Source organism: Dorea sp. AF24-7LB (genome assembly GCF_003478575.1).
In the GTDB taxonomy this organism is placed as follows: Bacteria; Bacillota; Clostridia; order Lachnospirales; family Lachnospiraceae; genus Dorea_D; species Dorea_D hominis.
In genome coordinates, this window is the sequence record NZ_QUFR01000009.1 from 58,037 (window position 1) to 71,129 (window position 13,093).

10 protein-coding genes, 1 tRNA gene and 1 pseudogene are annotated in these 13,093 nt (G+C 39.0%); all 12 read right to left on the bottom strand.

The features are described from left to right. Positions 1-25: 25 nt before the first annotated feature. Positions 26-664: a response regulator transcription factor gene (locus tag DWY31_RS09865; protein WP_118520341.1), complete on the bottom strand. Its 639-nt coding sequence runs from the start codon at positions 662-664 to the stop codon at positions 26-28. Then, positions 661-1,902: a sensor histidine kinase gene (locus DWY31_RS09870; RefSeq protein WP_118520343.1), complete on the bottom strand. Its 1,242-nt coding sequence runs from the start codon at positions 1,900-1,902 to the stop codon at positions 661-663. The genes DWY31_RS09865 and DWY31_RS09870 overlap by 4 nt, the downstream gene beginning before the upstream one ends. Further along, complete coding sequence (locus tag DWY31_RS09875; RefSeq protein ID WP_118520345.1) at positions 1,902-3,545, bottom strand: histidine kinase N-terminal 7TM domain-containing protein; 1,644 nt, start codon at positions 3,543-3,545, stop codon at positions 1,902-1,904. Before DWY31_RS09875 ends, DWY31_RS09870 begins: the two co-directional genes overlap by 1 nt. Positions 3,546-3,672: 127 nt before the next feature. Then, a complete protein-coding gene (locus DWY31_RS09880) occupies positions 3,673-7,413 on the bottom strand; it encodes a hypothetical protein (protein WP_118520347.1) in 3,741 nt (1,246 codons plus the stop codon). 89 nt (positions 7,414-7,502) lie between these two features. Beyond that, positions 7,503-7,754: pseudogene (locus DWY31_RS09885) on the bottom strand (8-oxo-dGTP diphosphatase MutT); the annotation flags it as partial. Positions 7,755-8,042: 288 nt separating this feature from the next. Then, positions 8,043-8,798, bottom strand: coding sequence for a metallophosphoesterase (locus DWY31_RS09890; protein WP_021860329.1), 756 nt, complete (start codon positions 8,796-8,798; stop codon positions 8,043-8,045). A 370-nt stretch (positions 8,799-9,168) separates the two neighbouring features. Next, positions 9,169-9,237: transfer RNA gene (locus DWY31_RS09895), tRNA-Ile, on the bottom strand. Between the two features lie 98 nt (positions 9,238-9,335). Further along, a complete protein-coding gene (locus DWY31_RS14040; RefSeq protein ID WP_186856230.1) occupies positions 9,336-9,482 on the bottom strand; it encodes a hypothetical protein in 147 nt (48 codons plus the stop codon). Between the two features lie 239 nt (positions 9,483-9,721). Continuing rightward, complete coding sequence (locus DWY31_RS09900) at positions 9,722-10,261, bottom strand: hypothetical protein (RefSeq protein ID WP_021860328.1); 540 nt, start codon at positions 10,259-10,261, stop codon at positions 9,722-9,724. Between the two features lie 19 nt (positions 10,262-10,280). Beyond that, positions 10,281-10,478 carry a helix-turn-helix domain-containing protein gene (locus DWY31_RS09905; protein ID WP_021860327.1) on the bottom strand — a complete coding sequence of 66 codons (198 nt, stop codon included), beginning with the start codon at positions 10,476-10,478 and terminating at the stop codon, positions 10,281-10,283. A gap of 131 nt (positions 10,479-10,609) precedes the next feature. Beyond that, the gene (locus DWY31_RS09910; RefSeq protein ID WP_118288631.1) at positions 10,610-12,085 is read right to left on the bottom strand and encodes a helix-turn-helix domain-containing protein; all 1,476 of its coding nucleotides are present in this window, start codon (positions 12,083-12,085) and stop codon (positions 10,610-10,612) included. A 117-nt stretch (positions 12,086-12,202) separates the two neighbouring features. After that, entirely contained in the window at positions 12,203-13,063 is an 861-nt protein-coding gene (locus DWY31_RS09915; protein ID WP_118520421.1) for a TrmH family RNA methyltransferase, read from the bottom strand. Positions 13,064-13,093: the final 30 nt, after the last annotated feature.

Below are 13,093 nucleotides of genomic sequence, written 5' to 3' on the forward strand. Positions count from 1 at the left end.
ATATTATCTGAACATACAAGGAATATTATTGATTTTTTCCCTGACTGCTCGGTATGATGAAGTTCTTATTTGTCACTGCGATTGCAAGTCTCGTCTTATTTGCATATCCTGTTTTGGACAAAATATTCGAGATGTGAAATTTCACTGTCCGCAGTGAGATGTTCATCTGCTCTGCGATTTCACTGTATTCGAGTCCATCGCAGACATAGCGTAACACTTCGATTTCCTTGGCTGTAAGCTCCGAACTGTCGGCAAGTCCCAACTGTACACTCGGTGTTTTATCCGGAAATACACGCTCTCCGTCCATCGTTCGATCCATAACATCGATCAGCCTTTCCGGACTGATATCCTTATACCAGAAGCTGTCTACTTTCGCCTCTCTTGCCCGCTGCAAATATCCGACTTCCACCATAGAAGTTACGATAATGATTTTTATATTTGGAAGCTCTGCCTTTATCTCTGCTGCCGCTTCGATCCCGTCTTTATTTCCGGACGTACATACATCCATCAATATAAGATCGATACGCTGTCTTCTGCATATGGCAAGTGCAACATCTGCCCCATTTACGCTGGCAGAAAGCGTATAATTGTCACTTTCTGAAATGACTCTCTCCATATTTTCACGAGGCATCCTCTGATCCTCAACGATTAATACCTGTTTCATACTCTCTCCTTTTGAAATGCAATCGTCAATGCAAAATACGGAAATGACTGTATCTGCATTTCTCCGCCATAGTCAAATACATGTCTGGAAATATTATACAATCCGCCTTTTGGAACAATCTCTTTATCCGGTGTCTCTCCGTTATTCGTGATACGGATGCGACATTGCTGATTTTCATTCTGCATCTCGATCCAAAGCTTTGTCGCACCGGCATGGCAGACGCCATTTGTCAGACACTCGCGCATTGCAAGGACGCAGATATTAGCCAGTTCCTCTGACTCCGGCAATGTTCCCTCGCACACTACCTCCACGCCAAGTGTCTTTGCATCCTGCAGAAATCTTTCAAAATCGCCTTCTTCCAGCGGATACTGGTTGTCATTCCAGATTGCATTTACGGCCTGCCGAAGCAAGCGCACCGCATCTTTATAATCTGAGTTCTCCTGCGTCAGACTCTGGCGGATCGCAGTAAGACCGGCTCCCATCTGATCGTGAAGCTTTGTCTTTGCCGCAAGCACTTCCCGCTCACGTGTCAGGATCAATACATTGTCCGACAGATAGCGGAGTTCTTTTGATATTTCTTTTAACTTTTCGGTCTGCTTTGTCAGATTTATTTTTTCCTCATATTGTTTCGTAATGTCCAGAAAAATAGCTTCTGTATATACCTTTCCCTTTCGATCTGTCACTTCATTTTCCCGATAGCTCCATGCCTTCCCGTCAGGGAAAAGGTAGATTTCTTTGTTGTTGATCCGACTCACACCGTAGCGCTCACATTGCTGAAGCGCTTCTTTTAATTCTTCTTGCTTTTGCAGATCTCTGTGAGTGAGCGTCTGAAAAAGGCGATACATCTGCTCATTGCAAAGCTTCAACATTCCATCATCCATAAAATAACAGATTCCGATCGGCAGTACGTTCATCGCCTCTTTGATGGAATTTTGCCTGATAGTTTCTGTTCTCATCTTTTTCAGCCGAAGTCCTTCCCAGATAAGTAACGCATCGATCACACCGACAACACACCACCATACTCCGATCGGAACAGATGGCATTTGCAAATATATTTCTCCTCCATGGTCCGCCTCGAATGAATAGGCCAACGCATTTAAAAGCAGAAATAAAAACACAAAAAGTGCAATGTTGATATACCATTTTCGATCATCCAGCTTCATATTTTGAAAAGCAAACAACAGAATCATATTCACTACGAGACTTAATAAAATAACGATCATTAAAAATGTCTGCATTACGGTTCACCTGCCTTTTCCACGGCAAATGTAAAACGCCATATCCCATCTTCACATGTACAGGACTGCACCATTTTCGAAAAAATGGTAAGATCCATCTTGCTTTCTATTTCCATACAGAAGAGAAGCTTTTCTCCCTGGCTTCGAAGCTTTATCCACAGAGAATCGCATGTGTCCACGCATTTTTCCACCACTGTTTCAAAAAACTGATACATCGACACAGCGTCACTTACATAAATCTCCTCACCGGTTGGGAACGAACAGGCACAGTCGATGTCCATCAATCGCAAGCTGGAAAAAGATTCTTCTATGCAGGCTTCCAGTTCGGCGGCATCGGATATTTTTGATCTCTCTTCGATAAATTCCAGATTTCCGCGTCTTTTTATATACGTTCCGACAAGACTGATCTTCGCTAAAAGCCTACGGCTTTTCTCCTGATTTTCTTCCTCGTCATAGTGGTGGAGCAGGTCATTTAACAGATCGATCTGTTTTGCGGTCTGTGTCTGTAGCTTGTCAAATAAGCGATTCTTCTCACGCAGCATATTGATGGCTGCCTTTGTCTGATAATTTTCCTGCTCAATACAGTTACTTTCTTCGATTGTCTTTCTGTTTTCTTCCAGTCTCTCAAGAAGCTGGATGATGTCTTCGATATCTTCCTGCCAGAGGACATGACCGCCCAGGATATCCCGGTTCTGTATCAGTGTCTTCTTATCGATCACGACTTCTTTCTCCATCGCTTCCTTCATTATTTTCTTAGATAAAGGCATTGCATTGGAGGATGTGTAGCAGACATTATAGTCCTGATCTGTAATCTGGGCTCCCAATGTGCAGACTTCAAACAGCCGCTCATACCCTGTATTTGTCTGGATCAATCCGCAACGTACACAGCTTTCCAGTATGCCCACAAAAAATAAACATAAAACTGCGGTAATGTCTCCACCTATTTTCTTCATCCATTCCACACCGCTTACGTAAATGACTGCGTAAAGTACAGTTGCACTGATTCCGATCAGCGGTAAATATTTCTTCTTTCGGGAATGTCTGCATTTATAGAGCATCAAAAGGAAGCCGATCAATGCACAGACAATTTCCCACAAAATCACTGCATAATAGCCCCATCCATATGTATAATTGCTATCCGACCATGCCGCTCCTTCCGGGAAGGCAAAGACAAGCTGGTGAAGATCATTCGTCAGCACAAATATACTAAGAATCCCCGTCGGAATGCATAATCCTTTCAGCCACCCCGGCAGCCTGTATTCTTCCGGCTGACCAAGAAGAAATGCCGCCTGCAATGCAGTCAGCGGAATAAACAGCATTGGTATGTAGTAGCAATACCAAAGGTAGCGCGAGATCTGCAGATCATAGGTGAAAAAATATTTTGTCGTGCGTACAACAAACCAAAATACCATCAGACCTGCGACTAACAGCAATGTATTTCTCACTGATTTTTGAATGACTCTCTTATGAATGCTGATCGCCCACCCGATATATAAGCCGATGTAGATCACCGTCCGAAGTGTGCCAAAGAAGATGCGACCGGCGCTCATCTTCCCCAGCCAGCGACAGACCAATGCGGCAATCACAAGCAGCAGAAATATGACGATATTCAACTGTTCACTTAATTCTTTTTTCTTTTTCATTCCTATGTTCAAATATATCCCTTTACGTATGATTTTTCTATTACTTTTTGAAGTATCATCCCGATTTCGTTGCCAGCAGCGTCAAATATCACCAGCTTGTTCATAATGTGCTTTATCCTTTCTGCTCTTATTTCGTCACTACTGTTTTTGCTGCCGACCATCCGGAATAATATTTTTTACCGGAAACACTCTTATAAGTACGGATTTTCACATAATATTTCTTCTTTGCCGCCAGCTTTTTAATAGTTTTCGAAGTTGTTTTATAACTGCTGACTGTGACATACTTATTTCGGGATTTGAACTTACTATTTGTAGAATAGAGTAACTGGTAACCGGATGTCTGTGCACTCTGCTTCTTCCATTTTGCAGTAAATGCTTTTTTCGATTTACTTAAACTGCTTATAGCGGTGCCTTTCGGATTAATGGTATATGATAACGTCTTTTTACCACTGTAATTATCTTTAAAAGTTACAATTACTTTATATGTTCCTACATTTTTTCTGCCGGATGCATATTGCACTATATAATCTGTTTTGTTGTGCAATGCATTTCCGTTCGCATCTTTTACTGTTACAGACGGTGTTTTTACTCCACCTGAATAAGTATAAGCCGTTGCCGAAATTTTTACAGAGTTTATCCTTGGAATTGCGATTGCTTCTGAAATCGTTTCACAATTCTTACAGTGGATAGACTTACTTCCATCTGCTGCAAATGTTGCCGGCTGATCTACCGTATATTCTGTTCCCCATTCATGCGCCTTTTTATCCAGTTTTTTCGTCTCTGTGAAGCCACAAATTTTACATCGGCGCTGTGTAATTCCTTCTTTTGTGCAACTGGTTTCTTCAATCGTCTCCCATTCGGTAAAATCATGACCTGTTGCCGGAATAACCTGCTCATCCTTTGTTTCGCCACATTTCTTGCAATGGATAGATTTTCTTCCTTCCGTTGTGCAGCTTGGTTCTTTGTCAATTGTGAAATCTTCTTCCCAATTATGACTTGCAGGAATTACTTCCTGTGGTACAAGAACGGTTTTGCAGACGCTGCAATGCTTGCCTTCTGTAAGTCCGTCGGTAGTGCAGGTTGCCGCCTTTCCCTGATCAATCACGATTGTATGGCCGTCTTTGCATGGATCTGGATCATATTCCACAATTCCTTCTGCATCCGTAAATATTTTTCCACAGCTTGTACATACCCACGCTTCATCCGCATATTTAATATCATGATCTTTTAAATCAGCCGGTTTCAATTGATTATAATAATTATGTCCAAATTTCGGATTTTCTTCTAATGTTCCACCATTTTCGGCTACATTGCTACACTCTGTTTTTCCTGTAGTTGCCAGTTTATGTCCGTTCAGATTCAGGAACTCATTAATCTTTAACAAATCTGTGTGAATCAATACGGTATCCTGATTCAGCGTCAATGAATAGAGCGGAGTTGCAAAATTAATGTCTGTATTTTGAAGTTCCAGATTCTCACTAAATCTATTTACCCGACTTGGCTCTTTAAAGCTAATCTTCTGTGTCTTCTCTCCTGAAAATATCGTCTTATGCATATTTGTCTCATAATAGCCATACCAGTTGGAGCCTGTTTCCTTATAGTTCGAGGTGAAATCTCCTTTTACTTCTACTGTTCCATTTGTTAAACACTCCCCCTTACTGCTTCCATATGTTTCACCTAACGTCAGATTCCCTTTCACAAGCAGTTTGTCTTCTGTATCCTGCATCTGCAAATACCCATTGTCAGCCTCCATATTTCCATCTACAACCAGTTCACTGCTAGCAAATTCCAGACTTCCAGCCACATTGCAGTTTCCAGCCACATGGATATCCATGTTCTTAATGCTTACATAGTTTCTGATATTAAGGTTACTTGCTACATTAATCTTTTTCGAGCATTTATCATTTATCTGTAAAAATCCATTGATATCCAGTCTGCCGACATAAATCTCTCCGCCGTTGCCGGTAATTTCAAGATTTCCTGCCTTATCCGTTACAAATAAACCATTAAACTTCATTTCTTCTTTCGACTGGTCACTGATCTTCAATGTACCACCGTTGATCCGAATACCGGCAAGCATCACATTTTCAAATTCTGCAATGGAACACTTCTGTCCACTTCTGTTCGTATAAACTGCATATGTCTGCAAGTCACTGTCTGTTGAGTGGATAATCTGCAAAGTGCAGCCTTCGTCAACTGAAATCGGATTTGTGGAAACCGGATTGATCGTCGTATCCACAAGTGCATTTTGAAGATTCGTGTATCTTGCTTCCAATCCTGCTGCGTCATTGCATCCATCAATCCACGAAAGGATTTCTCCATATTTGCTGCCAATCTGCGCATTTGCAGTTTGGTATCCCAGATCATTCTGGAGCAGCACAATTCTTTTAATAAATTGCAGATCATCTATTGCTGCCGATGCCCAGATATCCATATTTTTCATATCAGCCTGACTTTTATATTTATTATAATTATTCTTATCATCATTAAATGCATCAACTGCGTACTGTTTTATTTCCTGCAGATATTTCATTAAATATATTTTTTCACAGACATCATCAAAACCGGTTCCATAATTAATAAGGTCTTTTCCTACAGCCAGTATCGCATTGGCTCTGCCGACTGCTGCAGATACCGCCATTTTGGAGCTCAATGTGTCCATCCCTGTTTTTCTGGCAACCATAATCGCAGCTTCATCTCTGACACCACCCTTTGCAGTGTCCCATACATATTTGCCAAGCTCGTCGCTGCCATAATCGTAAATAGATTTCAGCGCTGCACTTCTAATAACATTGTCACCAAGCTCATCGGATTCCAGCAGACTCAGATAAGAAGATGACGCACGGATAAATGTGTTATCATTATTTTTCGTTGCATTACTGCGTACACGTACCAGCGTATCGTGCATGGACTCCTGATTTCTGTAGAGATTTTCCATCATCACGATATTATTAACGGTTGATACACCTGTGCTGATCACTGTTTTTACGCTTTTGGCAATTTTCTTAATTTTGCTGCCATATTTATCAATCTGCATGGTCTTATACTGATCATCCCATTTCTGCGGTATATCGCCCGCGCCGTAATCCGCATAAAACTGCGCTTCATACAAATCCGAAAAATCTTTCATCTCTTTTTTGCCATCTGAATTTTTTGATGCCTGAAGCAATGTTTTTTTCACATTTGATACATACTTTGTCAGATTTTCATCGTATAGCTCCGTATTTTTTAACAGGTAATTATATTTATCTATATCATTAACATCTGTAATGGCTCCTAAATAGTCATTCAACCATTTTGATGCATCTTTGGTTTTTGAATTGTCCAATAAATCAGAATATGCCCGCAATGTCTGCATACCTTCCTCTTCACTGCCAATAGAATTACCTGAAACGGATTTGTAATCATTCTGATAAATGCTTGTTAGCAGAGAATCATAATTTTTGCTCTTTGCACCAGCGCAGAATTTTGTCCAGTCTGCATCCGTTGCAAAAACATCCAGAAGTACCGATGGAATCTCACTGATTGTCTCCCCTGTATGGTTCATTCTGTAATAAAGACTCACACCACTTTTAAAAATCGGATCATTCTCATATTGTTTCAGAAAATCCGTAGACAGATAATCTGTATTTGCAACTCCATCCAGTCTTCCATATGGATTAGATTCCGGCATCGTATCTTGCGTAAATGTATCGACTACAAAAGAGCGATCGTTCAACAGATTTTCAAACACAGCTACACTTGCCGTCGCATCATCTGCATTCACGCTGCTTGATGCGGATGTCGCTCCTGCCAGAATTGAAATCGTCACTGCACCAATTACTAATGCAGAAATACTTCTTTTTAATATAATTCTCTTTTTCCTCATAACTCATCCTCTTATATATGCTTCAGTCCGCCGTGAAAAATCTACCTCTATACAAAATTTTTAGTTGGTTTTGCTGAAATCATACCCTATTACCCATTCATTTCCTTTCTAATCTTCTCAATAAGTGTCACATCTGCCGGTAACCATTCTACTTCATCTAGCTGCTCTTCACTTAACCATCTTGCTGCCTCATGTTCCTCTAACACCAAATTCCCTTTTACAATCTCACACCAAAAACAATCCATGGAAAGATGAAACATCGGATAATCATATTCTATTGTTTCAATCCATTCTCCAACAGTTACTTCTGTGTCTAATTCTTCCATTATCTCTCGCTTTAACACAGGCACATCAAGTTCACTTCGGAAAGCGGTCGTTCTAAAACGGAATAGTGACTGCTGAGCGCCGTAAACCGCAATTAAACATTCTTATATTAATTGTATCATTACTACACTGGAATTTATATAGCGTTTTCTGTATTCACCAAAAATTTCCATTAACCTTTTAAATTTGTTGTCACCACCCTTTTATTCAATTGCTCAAGTTCTACATCCGCATTCTTTTTTTATAGCAATAAAGCCAGCCAGAACATCTCTGCTCTAGCCGGCTTAATTTCTAATTATCTCCTGTTACACAATTCTTATAATCTGCTCATAGAGCAATATCTCTTCCGCACTCACATTCTGATTATCATGATAATGCCCGAAGAACCATTTCTTGAACTTTGTATTCTGCCTGATCTCTTCAAAATAAGTTGTTAATATGTCTGGCTTGTACATACTTCCGCCTAACTGAATCTGTGTGCTCGACGCACAGCAATGTGTCACGATAAAATCCACCGAATTATCATGTGCTGTCAGATTCTTTCGTCCCTCTTCCATCTCTTCTATGGCTGGAAGCTCCTGCTGCCACCAGCTCACATGATTAAGTCGATAAGGCTTCCATCCGCGATCAAGCCTTTTCTTCTTGTTCTTATAGTCAGGATCGTCCAGATCCAAAATCCCTCCATCAATATCATGACTGCTCGCACCACCAAATGTAAATATACTTTTTCCTTCAATTTCAAATATCTGGCCGCGCATCAGGTGAATGACAGATGGTCTGATCTTATGAACTTTTCCGCCATGCCATTCCTCTACCGGATACTCATAGAGTCTGTCAAAATTCTCATGATTACCATCTACAAATAAAGTGGTAAATGATTTACAATCCAGCCAGTCCATGAGCATTGTTTCTTCTTTACTTTCCTCTTCCTGATCCCAGATTCCTCCAAAATCTCCACAGATAATTACATAATCTTCTTTTGACATTTCCTTTTGTTCTGGAAAATTCCTTGTATTAAATCTCTCAAAATTCCGATGACAGTCGCCAGTTATATAAATCATTCTATCACTTCCTTATTCGTAAACATTATTGATCTTTCATCCACATCTATCTTAAACATTGTATCTTGTTGTCTTCTATTATATCTGCATTATCGAAGAAGTCATTATACTCATAGTATAAATCCTTTGCTCACTATTTATCTTATATTGCCTGCATTACAGCCATGAGGCTGATCCTCGGTCAATTAATTTAACACCCCAACCTGTTCCATGGATTTCAGCATATCTCTATGCCTGAAGAAAAGTTTTCTGTTTATCCATAACTATTCAAAAGCAAAATCATTAACTATTCACGCTTTACAGTTTAAATATTACAAAAAATGATTAACTGTCCTTATGTTCTTAATACTATTCATAAACTCAGTTTTATGAAGACAGAACTCGAACCCGCAACAATATGGTTATCAGCCATATGCGCTACCCATTGCGCCGCTTCCTTGAGCTATCCTATTTAATCAGAATTTGCATATTCTTCTTGTAACTTAACCCTGTTACAGGGAAACTAAGTTCAGGATTTTCGTAATGCAAGCAATCTTTTTATTCTATTTCAATAAAAGTAGTTGCGTTGGATACTTTAATCTGTGTGTCCAGTTCTGTAAGCAGAATATTCCTCTTTTCTTCCAAAAGTTCAACCTTCTTCTTTACATCCAACGGATCCACAAGTTCTGTGGTATTTTCTTTCACATATGCGTCTACCACACCTAAAAACAATTGTAAAGGAGAGTATCTCACCTGTCATTGAACTTGTAGTATAAAATTTTTTGTCTTAATTTCATTTATGAATTAAGCCACTTTATTTATTTTTTCATAATAAGCATAAACACATTCAAACTGTGAATCCTGTCACTCTAAGCTAAATCACATCTATTGTAGTTGACATTTTAGCATCATCCGGTTATAATACAACACAAGAAATGGGTTTTTTACTGAGTAATGTCTTCGGACTGGAAAAGGGTGCTCGTTTCTTTTTTTATGTTTATAATATCATAAAGATACTTTTTCCCGTCCTTCGCATGTCTGATAACCATAATTACATTAAAAATATTATATCTTGTAATCTCCCCGTTGGCATCAAACACAGGTAAAGCAAATCTTGACTCATAACGGTACCAACCATACATAGCATCTGTATTATGTTTCGTTTTGTAATTTTCTGTATAGCTCTTTCCATTTGCTACTTCCATGAGTTCTGGCAATCCTTGCACTGCATTTGCTTTTGCTTTAGCATTTGTTCCCCGTAAAATATGTGTATAATTAGAATGTGCATATTCATCTGGTAAATCAGGACCAATATAAACAACATCATTGCTAGCAGCAACAGTGTAAATTTCTCCCACATATCGTTTTAAATACCGTTCAACCTCACCCCAATTTATTGTTCGTTTCCCTTTAAACAAAATATCATGAATAAATACTGTTTTCTTGCCATCTAAATCCTCTACTACATCTACTTTTCTTTCCAAATTTACCTCCCTGCCCTGCCTATTCATCTTCACTTCTAATCCTACACTCTGCCTCTGCTCTATATTTCAGCAATCGCAGCAAATATTCCGGCAGCTCCCGCTTCTCCGCTTCCCAATCCTGAACTGTACGATATGGTATTCCATAATAATCACTAAATTCCCGTCTGTTCATTCCCATCTTTTCTCTTAATTCTTTTACTTCTCTTCCTCTGCTCATTTTTATTCTCCTCCTAGCTAATATACGCATTGCGTTAATTTATAATAATATAAAAGGAATCATGTTGTCAATAAAAAATAGACGTCCATGATTCCTCTTGTGATACGGACACAAATTATTTTCATCGGCTTTTAATACAGTTTCCTATTTTTCTCCAATATAAGAAATTCCTCTATATCCTTTTTTAACGAAGCTATTATATGTGCTTTTGGAAACAAATATCGTATTTTTTTCATGCTTTCTATATACCATTCAGGTACTTCATTCTCATCAAGAAGTTTTTCTATTTCTTGCGGCATTGTATTTTTCAAATATTTTCCCTTACATACAGAATTTTTTATTTCACAAATAAGACCAGAAAGATTATCAGAATTTACGCCTTTAAGTTTATCATATAAATAAGAATACACATCTTCACAACAATAAATCATATCCTGCAATGGAATGCCTTTTTTGTATAAATATTCTGCATTATTTTCCCATACTCCTGTCCCATGCAAAAAGCCATTTATTGCAACCAAATCGCCGAAACTTGGTTCCTTTATATCTGCTAAAATCTTTGGTAAATGTATATTTCTGACAGGATCATCAAAAATATCGTTTTCTTTAGCATAATTGTAATATTCTTTTATCTGTTTCTTTGAAAATTCTATATCTACATATTTAAACTCAACGCTTTTATCCGCTTCTACAACCGTTATGCCTAATATATCATGTGCTGTATTATAATATTCCTCGAATGACAATCTGACAATTTTTTCTGGAAATCGTTTATTCAATTCTTCCGAAACTACCATATACCTTTTGACGTTAAATCGATCAAATGCATCCTCGCCCTTAACGTTGTTAGAAATTATAACTTCTCGCACCACACCATATTCTTTAAAATAATTATCCAAACATTTTTTTACCAATCCTGTTCCATTTTTTGAAACTGTAATCTCCATCCATTTTCTTAATGGAAATATATTTACAGTAGCAATTCCAAATCCATCTTTTTTTAGCTTTTCACCACAGGAACACTTTTTATCCGGTAAATCAATTCCACATTTTGTTTCTTTAAAAAACTCCATCTTTTTACATGCAGGACAATAATAGTGCGCAGGTAATGGATTAACAATGGTTCCACCCAAAATCCACGCAATAAAAGATGCACCCAACTGACCTCCGCGTACAAGCGCATATCCATTATCCTTTTCAAACACTTCCTGCAATTTTCCAAAGAAGCCCATCCATAAAAGAATTTCTCGATCTTCAAGTAGCAATTCTTCTGTTTGAAAACGATTTACTACATCAAGCGGTGGGTTTTCTCCATATATTTCTTTTACCCTCTCTTCTGCTATTTTTAATATATCATTTTTCATTGCAAATAGGTCCTTCCTTTTTCTACCGAAAGTAGCATATTCGCAAGTCAACAGCTCGTCTATGCCCACATCTAATACTTGTGCCAGTTTTTTTACTGTGTTGATTCTTGGCTTAGAAGCTCCATTTTCCCACTTTGACACTGCTTTATCTGTGACACCTACGAGTGCACCCAACTGATATTGAGACAGGCCTTTTTTCTCTCTTAATGCACTGATAAAATTTCCCAAACTATAGTCCTTCATGATTATCCTCCGTTACTTGCTAATACTATTGTATAGCATTTCTGAGAATTATCAATTTTCTATGTAGAATAAAAGTAGAAATCCTCTCACCTGCCAAAGGATTTCTACTTTCTTATTCTACTTTCGCCCCAGCTGCCAGAACGCAACCGCGCTCGCTGCTGCGACATTCAGGGAATCTACGCCGTGGCTCATCGGTATTTTCGCCGTATAATCGCACAACTCGATGGTCTTATCCATAAGTCCTTCACCTTCGGTGCCCAGGATTACTGCCAGCTTTTCTTCCTGCACTAATACCGGATCATCGATACTGACAGAATCATCCGTCAACGCAAGCGCCACAGTCTTATAACCCAAATCTCTAAGCTCCATGATTGCCTGCTCTGGCCAGAGATTCTCCCGCTCACAGCGCATTTCATTATCATCCTGAATAAATGTCCATGGCACTTGAAATACAGTACCCATGCTGACTCTGGACGCTCTTCTATATAAGGGATCACTGCATCCCGGTGTCAGAAGCACTGCTTCCATATTTAAGGCTGCTGCCGAGCGGAAAATAGCACCGACATTCGTGGGATTCATTACATTTTCCAGTATCGCAATCCTCTGCTTTCCCGCACACACATCATGAAATCTCACCGGTTTCTTCCGTCTCATTGCACATAACATGCCTCTTGTCAGCTTGAATCCTGTCAGCTTCGACAGTACGTCAAATTCCGCAGTAAAAACCGGAACTTCTGTATTTTCAAATTTTTGAAGCAATTTTTTTGTTTCTTCATTATCCTTTATCTGCTTCTTTTCAACAAGAACAGACACTGGCTCATATCCTGCATCCAGTGCCCTGCCAATCACTTTGGGACTTTCCGCAATGAATATTCCGTCTTCCGGATGATCTTTATTCAGCAACTGCGCCTCGGTATATCTGGCATAAATATCCAGCTCCGAACAATGAAAGTCATTTATTTCGATTATATTTAACATCTGAAAATTTGTCTCCATACATCTTATTTT

Excerpts from the sequence above, each read along its gene's own strand:
- DWY31_RS09880 (WP_118520347.1), bottom strand. The coding sequence starts at position 7,413 with ATGAGGAAAAAGAGAATTATATTAAAAAGAAGTATTTCTGCATTAGTA.
- DWY31_RS09870 (WP_118520343.1), bottom strand. The coding sequence starts at position 1,902 with ATGCAGACATTTTTAATGATCGTTATTTTATTAAGTCTCGTAGTGAAT.
- DWY31_RS09905 (WP_021860327.1), bottom strand. The coding sequence starts at position 10,478 with ATGAGCAGAGGAAGAGAAGTAAAAGAATTAAGAGAAAAGATGGGAATG.
- DWY31_RS09910 (WP_118288631.1), bottom strand. The coding sequence starts at position 12,085 with ATGAAGGACTATAGTTTGGGAAATTTTATCAGTGCATTAAGAGAGAAA.
- DWY31_RS09890 (WP_021860329.1), bottom strand. The coding sequence starts at position 8,798 with ATGATTTATATAACTGGCGACTGTCATCGGAATTTTGAGAGATTTAAT.
- DWY31_RS09865 (WP_118520341.1), bottom strand. The coding sequence starts at position 664 with ATGAAACAGGTATTAATCGTTGAGGATCAGAGGATGCCTCGTGAAAAT.
- DWY31_RS09875 (WP_118520345.1), bottom strand. The coding sequence starts at position 3,545 with ATGAAAAAGAAAAAAGAATTAAGTGAACAGTTGAATATCGTCATATTT.
- DWY31_RS09915 (WP_118520421.1), bottom strand. The coding sequence starts at position 13,063 with ATGTTAAATATAATCGAAATAAATGACTTTCATTGTTCGGAGCTGGAT.